The sequence below is a fragment of the Bartonella sp. MR30HLJHH genome (assembly GCF_042194195.1).
Taxonomy (GTDB): domain Bacteria; phylum Pseudomonadota; class Alphaproteobacteria; order Rhizobiales; family Rhizobiaceae; genus Bartonella; species Bartonella grahamii.
The window spans coordinates 113,076-129,284 of record NZ_JBHIMO010000003.1 but is presented as its reverse complement, the minus strand read 5'-3'; the positions used below and the strand labels follow the sequence as shown (position 1 = coordinate 129,284).

At 35.8% G+C, this 16,209-nt stretch carries 9 protein-coding genes; 7 read left to right on the top strand and 2 right to left on the bottom strand.

The window, feature by feature from the left end; all coding sequences use genetic code 11:
* Positions 1 to 548: 548 nt before the first annotated feature.
* Positions 549 to 1,301: an energy transducer TonB gene (locus ACFIKR_RS03135; protein WP_375658868.1), complete on the bottom strand. Its 753-nt coding sequence runs from the start codon at positions 1,299 to 1,301 to the stop codon at positions 549 to 551.
* A 245-nt stretch (positions 1,302 to 1,546) separates the two neighbouring features.
* Here ACFIKR_RS03135 and ACFIKR_RS03130 point away from each other — a divergent pair, with 245 nt between their 5' ends.
* The 5 genes from ACFIKR_RS03130 (at position 1,547) to ACFIKR_RS03110 (ending at position 7,893) form a co-directional block, all read left to right on the top strand.
* Entirely contained in the window at positions 1,547 to 3,724 is a 2,178-nt protein-coding gene (locus tag ACFIKR_RS03130) for a TonB-dependent hemoglobin/transferrin/lactoferrin family receptor (RefSeq protein WP_375658801.1), read from the top strand.
* A 271-nt stretch (positions 3,725 to 3,995) separates the two neighbouring features.
* Complete coding sequence (locus tag ACFIKR_RS03125) at positions 3,996 to 5,039, top strand: hemin-degrading factor (protein WP_375658800.1); 1,044 nt, start codon at positions 3,996 to 3,998, stop codon at positions 5,037 to 5,039.
* 18 nt (positions 5,040 to 5,057) lie between these two features.
* Entirely contained in the window at positions 5,058 to 5,960 is a 903-nt protein-coding gene (locus ACFIKR_RS03120; protein ID WP_375658799.1) for a hemin ABC transporter substrate-binding protein, read from the top strand.
* Positions 5,961 to 5,965: 5 nt separating this feature from the next.
* Entirely contained in the window at positions 5,966 to 7,063 is a 1,098-nt protein-coding gene (locus tag ACFIKR_RS03115; RefSeq protein WP_375658798.1) for a FecCD family ABC transporter permease, read from the top strand.
* Positions 7,060 to 7,893 (top strand): heme ABC transporter ATP-binding protein, encoded by an 834-nt coding sequence (locus tag ACFIKR_RS03110; RefSeq protein ID WP_375658797.1) that lies wholly within the window; start codon positions 7,060 to 7,062, stop codon positions 7,891 to 7,893. The genes ACFIKR_RS03115 and ACFIKR_RS03110 overlap by 4 nt, the downstream gene beginning before the upstream one ends.
* Before the next feature lie 1,070 nt (positions 7,894 to 8,963).
* On the opposite strand, the gene ACFIKR_RS03105 is transcribed toward ACFIKR_RS03110, so the two are convergent.
* Positions 8,964 to 9,938, bottom strand: a complete 975-nt coding sequence (locus ACFIKR_RS03105; RefSeq protein ID WP_375658796.1) for a tail fiber protein — start codon at positions 9,936 to 9,938, stop codon at positions 8,964 to 8,966.
* 3,486 nt (positions 9,939 to 13,424) lie between these two features.
* On the opposite strand from ACFIKR_RS03105, the gene thiC reads away from it, so the two are divergent.
* Positions 13,425 to 15,260 carry a phosphomethylpyrimidine synthase ThiC gene (gene thiC / locus ACFIKR_RS03100; protein ID WP_375658795.1) on the top strand — a complete coding sequence of 612 codons (1,836 nt, stop codon included), beginning with the start codon at positions 13,425 to 13,427 and terminating at the stop codon, positions 15,258 to 15,260.
* On the top strand, positions 15,257 to 16,207 hold the full coding sequence (locus tag ACFIKR_RS03095) for an FAD-dependent oxidoreductase (RefSeq protein ID WP_375635700.1): 951 nt from the start codon (positions 15,257 to 15,259) through the stop codon (positions 16,205 to 16,207). Before thiC ends, ACFIKR_RS03095 begins: the two co-directional genes overlap by 4 nt.
* The last annotated feature ends 2 nt before the right edge of the window (positions 16,208 to 16,209 follow it).

The window sequence follows — 16,209 nt, the reverse complement described above, 5'->3', positions numbered from 1 at the left end:
TCTACCCCGTCCCTTTTCATTCGGGTTTACGACTTTTAAATATGTCAATATCTTTTAATTAATGATGAAAATAAAGCTTTGCTTTTTTTCCCATTTTTACATACAAGCTCACATCCTTCACACAAAACAGAGCATCCAAAAATAGTATGTTTTTCTTATTTATATTCTTATTCTTGTTTTATTTTAATGTTTCTAAGTCCATTTCACAACGGTGTATCTGAAAAGTACTTACGACAATCCTCTCAAGAATGGTATAAAAAGCGATGAGACACGATTAACCTTTACTGAATAAAAGCTATAGCTCTATCATCCCTTAACTCCCAATGTTATAACAGCCCTTTCATTTAGAGCATTCATAAGAAATATATTCACTGCTTTTTAGAAGTTTTATATCCATGCTCCCCCTCAACTTGTGTCATAAGTAAGCGAATGGTTTTGATTGATACAACGTCAAAAAAATCGAACGAACTATATTTTAACTTTTATTCAAATTATAAATAATTATTATAAATCAACATATTATAAGAATAAGCGCCCTATATAAAAAATCAGCTAAATATCAGGGATACTCTGATTATTTTATTCACTTTTGATAGTGGTGGTGGTGGAAAAGAACCAACGCGTTGAAGTGCCGCCATCGCTAATCGATCAAGTTCCGGATTACCAGCAGAGACTGCTACACGACTAGAAAAAATACTCCCCTGCTCATGCACCATAAATTCTAACTTCACCGTTCCTTTTGCACGACTGGTACGCTGTCCCACAATATAATTTTTTTGCCTTTCTAATTGTGACTGTACCTTTGCTAACCACTCCATTAACAACATATCTTCAAGCCCTGCCGTACCAACGCCCTTGTTGGTGGATGAAGAACGTACCGCCTTTGCATTGGAGCGCTTTACTACAGCCTTTGGCATCGGTATTATTTTTTTGATAAACGCTTTATGCTCCACTTTTTGAGGAAGGGGTTCTTCCAAAGACTTTAAGTCATCTTGTCCTACCATATGCTGAGGTTCTTCCGATTGAATTTCATCCACGGATTCCAATTCCTCTGGCTTCTGCTCTAAAAGATCAGACTGTAATACTTTTGGCTCTGTATGAATATCTGACAAGCCTGTATCAACATCCGGATAGATAGTTTCTTGCACAAAAGTCAGCATAATCTCCGACGAGAGCAAGCCATTACTTACACCCGTACTTTGAAAATAAAACTGCGCTCCCAATAATACATGCAAAAAGAAAGCTCCAACAAATGCACCAATCCAAAGAGTTAATAATTGCTTCGTATTTGCAAAATTCATCGTTTCTTCTGCCACTATTTTAAACTTAATATTGGTATTCAATCTCATTAAAACAGGGTATTTTGAAATTGCAACTTTTTTCTTGACTGATTTTGTCATGTTTAATATGGTTTTCTAGTGGTTTTATGTTGTTGTCAAAATCATTTCTGATTGGCTGGCAAGTTTTAATCAGCGGGTCCAGCCTTTTTGTATGTAAATAAAATTTCAAAACAGAGAGGGGATGTTTAAAAAGGTTGTGATGTGTTATGCAAATAAGACGAAAAAATATCTATAAAAGCTGTGTGATTTTAAGTGCATTATCGGTCTGTATACCTTCATTTGTTTTTGCACGAAATAAAGATGGAGGTGCTGTCACTGAACTCAAACCAATTGTTATTGAAGAGAAAAAAATAGGGACGGCCTTGGATTCGGTCAGTATTCTGACAGATCGAAAAACCGCGAAGGATATTCGTGAGAAACAAATAACTGATGCCTATGATATTAGTCGTCTTTATCCAAGCGTGGGCTATAACCCAAGCAATAACAGTTTTGTCATTCGTGGTTTAGAAGCAAACCGTGTTCTCACAACAATGGATGGTATTGTTCTTCCATGGTTCAATGATATATTGCGTGAGAACAGTGGTAACACAATGTTTGACTTTAGTGCGCTTTCCACACTTGATGTTATTCAGGGATCGGATTCTAGTCTTTATGGCTCTGGTGTACTAGGAGGAGTTGTTGCGTTGCGTACCCTTGATCCTGAAGATCTTATCACAGAAGGAAAAAATTGGGGTGGTCTTATAAGAGGTGGTTATCATTCTGTTGATAATAGTTGGCACGTAGATCAAGCTGTTGCAATGCGTGCTCAACAAACGTTTTTGCTTTTCCAAGGTTCTTATGCGGAAGGTCATGAGCGCAAAAATATGGGAACTCTAGAAGGCTATGAAGAGCGCACACGTAAAAACCCTGCTCATTTTGACCAAAATAATTTGCTCTTTAAAATTCACCAATACCTTGATGACAATCACCGGCTTGGTTTTACAGCAGAGCGTTTTGGTCACAATATTGATACACATTTATTGAATGCTTCTGACAGATATGCCCCTGGTTCCGTTTATGAGAAGGACGACAAACTCCGTGAACGCTTTTCTCTTTCTTATGACTATAACGGCAATGAAGATGCTATTTTTGATGCGTTTCGTGGACAGATTTATTGGCAAAGACAATCAAGTCATGATATTACGACTTCATTTCGTGTTTCGGCACCCAAAGGGGATTTTTTGAGAGATAATTTTTTGCGTAATACCAATTATGGTTTCAATGCTGATGCTCTCAAGAAAGTTCATATTGGCACTGTAGATCATACGTTAAAGCTTGCCGCTAATGTCGTGTCATCTAAGTTTCATCATTATTTGTTCGGGAAAGATAATTGTCACTTGCCGGAAAATGCACGGGGGTGCCTCTTTGTACCCGCTAATCGGTCAGATTCACCAGATACAAATGGCTATAATTTGGGTTTTGTTTTTGAAGATGAAATTGGCTTTGCTGATAACCATTTCCGTATAACACCTGGAATTCGTTATGATTGGTATAAGTATATCCCTCAGAAAACGTCTTCTTATGAGAAAGCTCTGCTTTCTGACAAATTTCCTCCAGAAAGAAATGGTTCACGTTTTTCTCCCAAATTACGTATGGAGTGGGATGTTCGTGATCAAGTAACGCTTTATGCTCAATGGGCACAGGCTTTTCGTGCACCACGTGTTGCAGAACTTTACGTCTCTTATATGAAACCCCCTGCTTATTACTCGAAGGGCAACCCTGATTTAAAAGCAGAAACGAGCAATGGGTATGATGTTGGCATAAGGTATGGAAATGGAAATTTCGGTGGTTCACTCAGTGCCTTTTTCAATCAATACAAGGACTTCATAGATACTGTGGATATAGGGCCATCAGAGGAATACCGATTGGGACGTCGCCATTATACAAATCGTGCGAATGTGCGTATTTATGGTGCTGAAGCAAAAATACATTTGGCTCTTAATGATGGATTCCATAGCAATTTTTCTCTTACCTATTCGCAAGGAAAGGATCTTGATAAAGATGAATATCTTAACTCAATTCCAGCTTTAAAAGTGATTGCTGGGATCGGATATGCAAAAGAAATCTGGGGAGCAGACGTCGTGCTTACCTCATCTGCCAAACGTGATAAAGTTGCTAAGGAATCGGACTATCAAAAAATTCCAGGTTATAATATTATTGATGTGTCAGGTTGGTTGAAGCCCTTTGGTGAAAAGGGTCCTGTTATAAGGGCTGGTGTTTATAATCTGTTCAATCAAAAATATTGGAATGTATCAGATCTTCCTTCCGGTGAAAGCTCAACGCCGAAGGATTATTATAGTCAGCCTGGTCGCAACTTTAAAGTTTCGTTCGTGCAAAAATTTTAGTCACTTTTGTTAACCATTAGATCAATGAAAAAGGTTATATCGATAAAGAATAAATTGTTGCGTTTCTATTCTTATTGTTCTTTGAACAACAAATTTTGAGGTTTGCGCTTTAGCTCTTTGTAATTTATTGTTTTTTATTGTTCTATTGTTGATAAAATAAGGGCTTATTTGGTGGTGAGTTGGACCATTAGTCGATAGTGGTTCGACTCACTTTCTTTGATTTGAAAAATTAAACAATTAACCTTTAAACAGGTAACATAAGGATAAGCCCATGTCATACACAGCCGAAATGATTATTCGCTTGCGTGAAGAAAAAAAAGAGATGCGTAGCCGCGATTTTGCGGACTCTATTGGTATATCCGAAGCAGAACTCATTGCGGCTTATTGTACAATTGGAAAAGCAAAAAAACTACGCGCTGATGTCGCTACTCTCTTGGAAAATGCTCCTAAACTTGGAATAGTCATGGCATTAACACGGAATGAAAATGCTGTCCATGAAATAACAGGATGTTTTGAGAAGATTGTTCAAAGTCAACATATTCCGATAACACTCGGTGAAATTGACTTGCGTATTTTTTCAAAACAGTGGAAGTTTGGTTTCGAGCATGACGTGACTATTCTCGGAACACCTATGAAAAGTCTGCAATTTTTTGATCAATATGGCATTGCTATTTTCAAACTCTATTCTCAAGACGCAACAAATATGGAAGAATGGGCTGCACTTGTTGAAAAGTTGCTTCATGAAGATCAATCATCCGCACTTGATATTTCTCCCGCTCCTACTCCAGTACAATGTGATACGGCAAAGTTAGATGTTGAAAAGTTCCGAGATCGTTGGCGACAGATGACTGATGTGCATCAACTTCATGGAATTATTTCTGAACTGAAAATTAATCGACATAATGCTGTAAAACATGCCGGAAATGAATTTGCCGATGAGTTAAAAATAGAAGCTGTTGAGATGATGCTCAAACAAGTTGTACAAGAAGAGTTACCAATTATGTGTTTTGTTGGAAATAAAGGATGTATCCAAATTTTCACTGGACAAGTAAAGAACATTAAGCAAATGGGACCTTGGCTTAATGTTCTCGATCAGAAATTTCACCTCCATTTACTCGTTTCTGGAATCAAGAAGGTATGGCGTGTTCGCAAACCTACAATTGATGGGTATGTCAACTCACTTGAAGTTTTCGATAAAGATGATGAGATGATTATTCAATTCTTTGGCGTACGCAAGGAGGGCCAAAAAGAACGTGACGATTGGCGCTCTTTATTGAATGGTTTACCATCGTGTCAAGAAAACAGCAGTAACTAAGATAAGGTAAGGTCAGACATGTTCATATCTCTTTTGCATAGGTTATCAAACCTTTTCCTTATATGTTTACTGCTCTCTCTTACCTGTTTTTCTAAACAAGTGATTGCTGAACCTACAACCCGTTTTCCTGAAAATGCTCGAATTGTTTCTATCGGCGGAGCACTTACAGAAATTGTCTATGCATTGGGAGCCCAAGATCAACTTGTCGCCCGTGATAGTACAAGCGTCTACCCACAAGAAGCGCTCAAGCTTCCTGTGCTTGGATATATGCGTGCTCTTTCACCGGAGGGTGTTTTATCACTTGCCCCAGAGGGCATATTACTTGTTGAAGGAAGCGGTCCCGCTTCAACAATTGATATTCTCAAAAAAACATCAATACCTCTGGTGATCATACCAGAAGACTACTCCCGTGAAAATGTGATAGAAAAGATTCGCCTCGTTGGCCAAGCTATTCATCGAGAAGTGCAAGCGGCTGCGTTAATTGAAAAATTGAAGCGTAATTTTTTAGAAAACGATGCGCTTTTGACGAAAGTAACAACACCAAAGCGTGTTCTTTTTGTTTTCTCTGTGCAAAATGGACGCGTCATGGCATCTGGAACAGGTACTGCAGCTGATAGTATGATAAAACTTTCAGGTGCTATCAATGCTATCACCGATTATAAAGGATATAAACTTCTCAATGGCGAAGCGTTATTGAAATCAGATCCTGATGTTATCTTACTTGTAAAACATGGTGCAAGATCAACCAGCATTGATAAGATTTTAGCCATACCGGCAGTTCAAGCAACAACAGCAGCAAAAAATCATGCCATAAAACAGATGGATGCTATGTATTTTTTAGGATTTGGTCCACGCACTGCAGACGCATCAAGAGAGCTTATTGAGATACTTTATGGTGCAAATCAAAACGGTAAGAGCTGATAAAAATGGTAGACGGTACATCCATGATACATTTACCTGAAGCAAAAGAAGGTAAAAAAATAAACCGTTCAAAGCAGGGGAAGATTTTATTATTAAGCTTAATAATATTCCTTATCTTCAGTATTTTTGGTGGGCTCTTGAATGGTGCCGCAAAGGTTTCTTTCGTTGATCTCCTCCATGTGATGCTTACACAAGATTTTTCAGTAAGTAGTAAAACGCGTGATTACCTCGTGCTTATCGACATAAGGCTTCCCCGTGTTATCTTTGGATTGTTGATTGGAGCAGCTTTAGCTGTCTCTGGTGTTCTTATGCAAGGGCTTTTCCGTAATCCTCTTGCAGATCCTGGAATTATAGGTGTATCAGCAGGTGCTGGACTTGGAGCAGTCTTAGCAATTGTTGTCGGTATTGCTTTTCCTGTTTCATTTGCACCTTTTCTAGAGCCTTACAAAGTTATCATAGGTGCTTTTTTTGGTGGACTTTTATCAACGATTATTCTCTACATAATAGCAACGCATAATAGCTTTACCTCTATTGCAACCATGCTGCTCGCTGGTATTGCTCTTGGCGCATTAAGCAGTGCAGTTGTTGGAACATTGATTTTTATCGCAAATGACCAACAATTACGTGATATCACTTTTTGGAGTCTTGGCTCTCTTGCAGGCGCTACATGGTTGAAAGTATGGCTCGTTCTCCCTTTCATCGTTATTGGTCTTCTTTTCTCTCCCTTTTTATCACGAGCACTTAATGCCCTTGCTCTTGGAGAAGCTGTTGCTGGCCATATTGGTTTTCATATTCAACGCGTTAAAAATATTGCTATTCCCCTTGTTGCTCTTATGTGTGGTAGTGCTGTTGCTGTCAGTGGTGGTATTGGTTTTATTGGTATTATTGTTCCTCATATTTTACGTCAACTCATTGGTCCTGATCATCGCTATCTCATTCCTTGTTCTGCTCTCTTGGGAGCAGCATTGCTTATTTTTGCTGATACGTTTGCACGCTTAATTGTTGCCCCCGCAGAATTGCCAATTGGAATTGTAACAGCACTTTTTGGTGCACCTTTCTTTCTATGGATCCTTATATGCAAACGAGGAACAGATTTTTCATGATTGAAGCGACAAATATTTGTGTTCAGCGCGGAAAGAAGCAGATTCTTAAACACATTAATCTTCAAGCTAAAAGTGGTGCTTTTACCATTATTATTGGTCCTAATGGATCAGGAAAAAGTACTTTTATCAAAGCTCTGAGTGGTGAAATTCCTTACAGTGGAAAAATAACCTTAAATGGTTATAATGTATGCCAAACAAAAACTTATGAAATGGCCAAAATGCGCGCTGTACTACCACAATCAACAACGCTCGTATTTCCATTCTTAGTCCATGAAGTTGTAGGGCTTGGCCTTTCTGTAAACCAATTTACCATTACCAAAGCCAAAGTGCAAAATCTTATCCAAAAAGCTTTAGAGTGCGTTGACCTTTCTGATTATGGCAACCTATATTATCACCAATTATCAGGCGGAGAACAAGCTAGAGTACAACTTGCCCGTGTACTTTGCCAAATCTGGAAACCTGTTCATAATGGGATTCCTCGCTGGATGATATTAGATGAACCTATTGCTAGCCTCGATATTCAACATCAAATCATCGTTATGGATATTGCTAAACAATTTGCCCATTCTGGTGGCGGCGTTCTTGCTGTTCTTCATGACCTCAATCTCGCTGCACATTATGCAGATAACATGATCTTGCTCAAGGAAGGAGAGATTTATTGCGAAGGAAATGCAACTAACGTTTTGACAACACAAAATCTCCGCGATGTTTATCATTGTTCTTTAAATGTTTCTGAATTACCTAAAGAAGATATCCCATTTATACTCCCTCAAACGGTATCCTCCTATGAAATTAAATCTCTAAGCTATCGGTTTCAATCTAAAAACTAAAGTCCATAGAAAAATAAAACATGCAAATATTCAAGAATTTTTTTATTTTTATATGAGCTTTTTTTGTCATCTGTCATTTTAAAAAAGAAGACCAAACACCCTAAAGATATTTTGGGAAAAAACTACTAGTTTAAAATTTTTTAAGATTTTACATAACTAAAAACATGTGAAATTTTGTTTTGCTATCACACTGTTAGATAATACTAATTTATACAACATAAATATGCGTTTTCCCACTCTTTCTATCACTTTTATCTTTATAAAAATGATTCAAGAAATGCGTACAAATGCCTTTGTTATAATAATGGGGTGTATTATTTATATCTTCTAAGGATCATGTAGAAATCAAGTACCTTTCTCCCATCCATAAAAGATTTATTTGTAGCTGTAATGGTAATATTTTCTTTATAACACATATAATTTAGCTTTTTGTATAAATAAATATTGATTTATAATGATATTCTTTACTTTTCTCTCTCTATGTTAAAAAAATGTTCGTTGGCATATCACAAATAATTAAACTATTGAATAAAAACTTTAAAATAAATTCAATAACGCTTCTTATAAGCCCCCTAATGCAAAAACAGTGCGAAATATAGGGATGAGGAGAGAGATAGCGTTTGTCTGCTGCTTCACAAGCACAACAATGATTCCACTCAAGGAATACTATCGTTTACAGGTAAAGCCTATACCATAGCAATGCAAAGAAATAGACAACAAGATGAGAGATATCTTTACGAAATAAATTAATTCATACAGGGGTATGCTGTTTTACACAAAAGACGTTAAAAATATTGTACTTTTTTATGCCTCAGGTTGAATGATTTTTACACATTTTCTCTATGTTATCATACAATTATAAAAAAATCATGATTTTCTTTTTCTTATAATAAATTATATCCTTAACTCTTTCTTTCTATCATTTTAAAATTGTTTTTTGACTCTCTCAAGTATCGTATTAACAATATAGATTTTCTCTTCATATATATATATATATATGAAAATAACGCGGAATTGCTCCGCGTTAACAAAATTATCAGGGTGTATAGATTATTATTACTTAAACATACTCATGATTTTATAGCATAGACAACGGTTGTATTAACAGGGCGCGTTTCTGCCTCACCCGTATGGGAAAGAGTTACCTTGTGTGTATGTGCACCAGCAGAACCTGTTCTCCCTTTAAGGGTCGCATTATAAGTATAATGATTCGGGAGTCTCCCAATATCACCAACGGGCCATCCTACCCCTTGATACTCAAAATTATGCGCATGCTCGCCTGCATTTTCAATACTCCCAATATGCGTATGTGATTTTATGCTATCTTGTTGTTCATCTGCAAATTTTCTATCACCATCTAAACCCCGACCATTATCAAAGCCGCGTAAAAACATGCCTCTAAAATCAGGAACTTTAAAAGTTTTATTGCTGTCTTTTCCCCATTTATCACCTATTGCATTGAATAACTGCGGATAATCTTCACGCTTATAGGCCTTACCATCACATAAAAGCCAACCATTTGGCACATTTTGCATAGCAAATGTTGCAATGAATCCAGAAGGAAAACTTTCTATCTTTGGTGGTGTAGGGTTTAATAAATACCAACCCTCATGCTCTTTTATTAAAACACCATTATTATATACCATTTCATAAATGCCATCTGTTTGAAATTCTCCACCTTCTAATGGTATAATCCCCGCATCAGTGGCTTTATAGATAGGCTTTTCTCCTATATTATTAACGGTTATTGTTGTCACGCCAATATTTACACCACAAGCTTTAAAACGTATGACGATATCATTGTTGTATTTCTTTATAGGCGAAACTGTCTTTAAGGTAATTAATGTTGTTTTATCTTCCACATTTACTATAAAGCTTGAATTAATAGATCCACCATTATCTGCAAGATATTCACGCACGCGCTGCATCATCACCCGTGCACTATCATTAACAGAACTAGGCGGCTGACCTTCTGCCCAATTGATGATACTATCTGAATAAGCATTTTCATCAGCCTTTAGAGACCAATCGTAAATATTAGACATTATAAATCCCCCATTATTTTCATAGTTTTTCTAACAACTTCTCATTCTGTGCACTAAAATGTGCTGTCGCTGTTTATTGGTACATCATAACTACTGCACCATCTGTATTTACGCATTTTACCTCTCTTCACTCCTTGCAATTTAATAACCTAAATTCATCAGACGCTTTTCATAACATTAGTATTAATGCTTTCACTTCTAATATATAATGTAGCCACCTCATCTGATGTTACTTAATATCTTGTTTTCTTGCTTTGCTGTTGTTATATAATTATTTTTCAAATCTTGCATCTTGTTGCAAAATTTATAAATACTGTTCAAAATTTTTCTTATTATGGATTTTATATAACCATTATCGAATGTAATAACTTATCATCCACATAGAAAGTTTCTGACTTAAACATTATCTTTTTTTATTTTTTTCAATAGGTTAAATCTATCTCGTCGATATTTTATACCATATATTTTAAACAAAGTAACTCTATCTTTTGGCTATCATTTGTATTAAAATTTTAAAAGTTAGCTTCAAATTCTTTGCATGCTTCATTATGTTTTTATTTACACGCAGATACTTTGTTCTATTTTATTCCTGAAATTGTGTTACAAGATCAGCACCAATGTTTTTTTGAACAAGCTTTTGTTTAATCTAAATGCATCATAGAGAATATATTCAATATGGCCATTTCTTCACACTTTCATTTCCAGTTCAATGAAATACTTTGAAATACTAAAGAAACATCACACACCTTCACCAAATCTGAAGGTTGTATCCGATCCGGAAAACATTAAAAAACATAACCTGATACCCTCCCCCAATTTTTATGAACAATACCCTTGTTTTTTAAATGCCCCGTAACCAACTTCTCCTCTCCCACACTTAACACACCTCTCCCTATATATATATATATTATTATATGTATATTTTTTTTGCAAGAACAATAAATCATTCTAAACAACATCTTGCAATTATTGGTGTCTTCTTAATTCATGGCAATATAAAAAAACATTCTCCAAACTGTTTTGTTAACTCATCCGCCTCATCAATCCAAACAAAAAATACGATCTATCGATTTAACACTTGCTATACTCTTAACTATCAAAAAAAAACATCTTACAGAATCTTGCTAAATAAGTAGCCAGACAACTGGACTATCCATGGCTTGTTTTTTCCAAAGAGAATATCCCTTCCACTCATTACCGACTTTATTTTCAGTGTTCTCTGCACCTTTAACTTCTATCTTCCCTTTAAAATACACATCATTTATTAGCTACACCCTTTACCAACTCTAGATGGAGTTATCACTATATTTTCCAATGTCAGAAACATTTTCTTCATGTAATAAAAAAACTCAGAAATTCCAGACTTTCTAGATGTATCATACATAATCTTACCATACATGAGTGAAATGTGATCTGTTCTAGTCTACAAAAATATAATACGTATTGATATAAATATCTTAATGAATCCACAAAAGAAAGATGGAGATATGAGTTTTGGAGATCTTATAGTATGCAGTATATTAGGATTTTTGTTTATAATCTTTTCATTGGGTGGTTGGGGAATGCTTAAAATCGTTACAGTAAAATGGAAAAGAGAATATTTTAGGTGTTCTTTTCTATTCCTTCCAGCATTTACCTTATTATTTAGTATAATTGCACTACTTAAGAATGATTTTTTTAACAAGATCTAAAAGATAAGCTGTTTTTATATCTTTTATGATATTCATAACAAGTTTTATGATGTTACTGGGACAATGAAAAGCGATTATAGAATGCTATGATAGTATAGATAAAGAATTCACTAATGAATTTATCTATGAGTCTCTTGTTAACACATTTATCTATCTCTGGGGTATACCAATCATCTTTGCCTGTATAGTAGCTGCAGCTTTTATATGGCTACCAATTGTAACATTGCTAATAATAGCAATGTTGGTGGGAATTTGGTTACTCTTCCTCATAATTCCCTACTTATTCAAAAATTGGTTTTGGGCTTTGTTAGTCATTATCATAATAATTCTTTGTTTGCGTTTGTTTAAATTATTAATCCACGTATTTATATAATATTAGAAAAAATAATTTTGTGTATGACTAACACTATATAATAAACATAGCAAAATATTATATATTTTTTCTTTATAATAAATTCTGTAGCATATAAAATATACTATTCTATAAGACTATTATTTTTTTATTTATTAGCTATTTTAGTGTTTAAAAATTTTTTGATGAAACTTTACTCAATTTTTCTCTTGTTCTATTATAATAATAAGAGCACTTTGTTATAATTAGAAAGTTTTTTGTATATAATTAATGATTTCTTATCTGTAATATTGTTGCACGATATCACATGACTATTGAATAACTTTACCTTGAAAACAAAGAGCTTTATGTCTCAGAAAATGAATTTTTACCTCGTCTTAAGCTAAAACACAGCGCTTTGTACACATTTCTATGCAAACTAATTAATAAATTTACGTAGTACTTTATGCTGAGATACATCCTTTTGCTTTCCTCTCTCTTCCAACTATTTAAAAGTGTTTATGAAATCTCAAGATGAAAAGCCTTTGTTCATTTTCATCATCATTTTTTAATTCAGCTTTACGATTTTTAAAACATTCAAGGCAATATTATTTTTAATAATAAAGATTAGGTATTGTTTCACGCTTTTGTTTATCGCACTCTTAATGGGAACATCCCCTCATGAAAAATAGAATGCCCCACACAAAATATAATGATCTTGCATATCACGCACTTTATTAAAGAAATATTGCTTAAAATATACTCCGTTCATTTTACGACAGCGCACGTCAATGATACAATGATAAGCCATTACAGATCATCATCTTTAAGCTTTTGAAGATACAAGCTAGAACCCATTATACATTTTGTTGGTCCCCACATTGCGATAGTCCTCGCATCTGAGAATGTTCATGAATGACTTTTGGCTTCCTTTCTTCAAGTGTTTTGCCCCATATGCTCCCACTGATGACGTGCAAGGAAGTGATTTTATATGAAAAGATGTATGATGAAAGAATCTTATGGTATTCTGAGTTATTACTTTAATATGAAAAAAATCTCGATCAGAGCTATAAACTATCTAATTTTTCCTTGATAATCCGTTTTTAACTTTATTCTTGTTTATAAAAGCTTCAGTATCATAGTTTATCACTTCATAATATCTATTTTCACTCTTAAAAAATACACCAAAATCGTTTAAATATATTTTTATGATTGACAATATAGATATTTAAGCCAACCATATTCGTATTAACAAAAATACTTTAAGTGGGAGGAGGCAAGCAAATATGAAAATAGATATTGTATCAATTTTTCAAAATAAATTTTCTTAAGCTTTATTGGGGTTGCTTTGCTATAAAGCAATACTATGCCTATTCATCCGAATGCTCGTGGTTGATAATTTGAATACATCCCCATTAACATCGCAACCTATTTTTGAACTCTGTGTCTATAAGGAAAAAGTTTGTGCAAAAAAATACTCCATCAATCAGTTGTAACCCCTTTCCCGCTTCATGCAAAATTTATCAACAAAGTTCTATCTTTTCTGATGTACGCGTACCATTGCGTGAAATTTCATTGGCTGGTGGCAGTGGTGAAAAACCTTTAAACATCTACGATACTTCTGGCCCCTACACAGATAAAGATATGATCATTGATATTACAAAAGGCTTGCCAGCAATTAGCTTGCCTTGGCTCTCTAAGCGGGATGATACTGAAACTTATCCTGCACGATTAGTAAAACCTGAAGATAATGGATTGGCTTCTGATAAAAACCTTACACCAACCTTTAAACAAAAACGTCCCATTTTACGAGCAAAAAATGGCAAAGCAATTACACAAATGGCTTACGCGCGCGCAGGCATTATTACAGCGGAAATGGAATATGTGGCTATACGAGAAAATGAAGGATTAGCAGTAAAAGAACGGCAGAATGTACCATCAAATGAAACATTTGCTGGATCAATACCAGAAATTTATACTGCCGAATTTGTTCGCAATGAAATTGCTTGTGGACGCGCCATTATTCCACAAAACATTAATCATCCAGAGTGCGAACCCATGATTATTGGGCGTAATTTTCGTGTTAAAATTAATGCCAATATTGGCAATTCAGCAGTGACTTCATCTATGGAAGAAGAAGTTGATAAAATGGTTTGGGCCATTCGCTGGGGAGCAGATACAGTTATGGATCTCTCAACAGGTCGAAATATTCATAATATTCGTGAGTGGATTATTCGAAATGCCCCTGTTCCCATTGGGACTGTTCCACTTTATCAAGCACTCGAAAAAGTACAGGGTATTGCCGAAAACTTAACATGGGATATTTTCCGTGATACCCTTATTGAGCAAGCAGAGCAAGGTGTTGATTATTTTACCATTCATGCGGGATTAAGATTACCTTTTATCCCTTTGACCGTTGATCGGGTAACAGGTATTGTTTCACGAGGTGGTTCTATTATGGCAAAATGGTGCTTGCATCATCACAAAGAAAGTTTTCTTTATGAACATTTTGATGAAATTTGTGATATTGCACGCACGTATGACATCTCTCTTTCCTTGGGAGATGGATTGCGCCCTGGCTCTATTGCCGATGCCAATGATGAAGCCCAATTTGCAGAGCTTAAAACTTTGGGAGAATTGACAAAAATTGCTTGGGAAAAAGATGTACAGGTTATGATTGAAGGTCCTGGGCATGTCCCAATGCACAAAATTAAAGAAAATATGGAGCAACAATTAGATCTCTGTCACGAGGCGCCTTTTTATACTTTGGGACCTCTTACAACCGACATTGCTCCTGGTTATGATCATATTACATCAGCAATTGGTGCCGCTATGATTGGATGGTTTGGAACAGCTATGTTGTGTTATGTAACGCCTAAAGAACACCTAGGACTCCCCGATAGGAATGACGTAAAAACTGGTGTGATCACTTATAAAATTGCTGCTCATGCCGCTGACCTTGCCAAAGGTTTGCCTAGAGCACAATTGCGCGATAATGCTCTTTCGCGTGCACGATTTGATTTTAGATGGCATGATCAATTCAACCTTTCTCTTGATCCGGAAACAGCCTGTGCCTTTCATGATGAGACAATGCCTAAAGAAGCCCATAAATTGGTACATTTTTGTTCCATGTGTGGACCAAAATTCTGTTCTATGCGTATTTCTCATGATATTCGTGAGGCAGCAGCAATAAGAAAAACAAAAGGGGAAGGTATGATCGCCATGGCCGAGAAATATCAGAAAAATGGTGACCTTTATATGGAAATTGTTCCTCCTCAAAAAGAGAAAGTAAACAGTTGAAGAACATTCTTATCAAAGGTGCAGGTGTAGGCGGCTTAACGGTTGCCTTTATGTTACAGCAAAAAGGTGTTTCTGTTACTATATCAGCTCCCCCTCATTCTCCTATAGGAAGTGCTAGTTGGTATGCAGGAGGAATGCTCGCACCTTACTGTGAGAAAGAAAATGCGGAACAGATTGTTGAAGATCTTGGTATACAAGCTATACAGTGGTGGCGTAAAACGCTTCCCAACCTTGTCATACAAAAAGGCACTTTAGTGGTTGCACCTACACGAGATAGAGGAGAGCTTGAACGGTTTTCTGGACGCACGCATAATCACAAAACCATAGATAATATAGAAATAGCTCATCTTGAACCAGATCTTGCGGAACGTTTTAACTGTGCGCTCTTTTATGAAAATGAAGCCCATATTGATCCTCGCAAAGCACTTATGGCTTTAAAAGAAAAGCTTCTCAACAATGGAGCGTGTTTTGTTGATGTAGAGACGGCTGAAACAAATTTTGATATTGTTATTGATGCAACAGGAATAGCACGTTTAGGAAAAGATAAAAATATACGGGGCGTACGCGGCGAAATGCTTCTCGTGCGCTGCACCGATATTAAAATTTTGCGTCCAATTCGTCTTCTTCATCCACGGTTTCCTCTCTATATTGTACCTCGACAAGATAATATTTTTATGATTGGTGCAACAATGATTGAAAGTGACTTTGATGGTGCAATCTCAGTGAGATCAATGATGGAACTGCTCAACGCGGCTTATACTTTACATCCTGCTTTTGCTGAAGCAGAAATTATTGAATCTGGCGTTGGTGTTCGTCCATGTTATCCTGATAACTTCCCTTCTGTGCATAAAGATGGTAATTGTATTTCTATTAATGGATTTTATAGACATGGTTTTCTTTTGTCTCCAGAAATGGCAAAACGAGCAATGAAATTGGCATTGGAATAAAG

Coding starts and splice junctions, on each gene's coding strand:
- ACFIKR_RS03135 (WP_375658868.1), bottom strand. CDS start 1,301: ATGAATTTTGCAAATACGAAGCAATTATTAACTCTTTGGATTGGTGCA.
- ACFIKR_RS03130 (WP_375658801.1), top strand. CDS start 1,547: ATGCAAATAAGACGAAAAAATATCTATAAAAGCTGTGTGATTTTAAGT.
- ACFIKR_RS03125 (WP_375658800.1), top strand. CDS start 3,996: ATGTCATACACAGCCGAAATGATTATTCGCTTGCGTGAAGAAAAAAAA.
- ACFIKR_RS03120 (WP_375658799.1), top strand. CDS start 5,058: ATGTTCATATCTCTTTTGCATAGGTTATCAAACCTTTTCCTTATATGT.
- ACFIKR_RS03115 (WP_375658798.1), top strand. CDS start 5,966: ATGGTAGACGGTACATCCATGATACATTTACCTGAAGCAAAAGAAGGT.
- ACFIKR_RS03110 (WP_375658797.1), top strand. CDS start 7,060: ATGATTGAAGCGACAAATATTTGTGTTCAGCGCGGAAAGAAGCAGATT.
- ACFIKR_RS03105 (WP_375658796.1), bottom strand. CDS start 9,938: ATGTCTAATATTTACGATTGGTCTCTAAAGGCTGATGAAAATGCTTAT.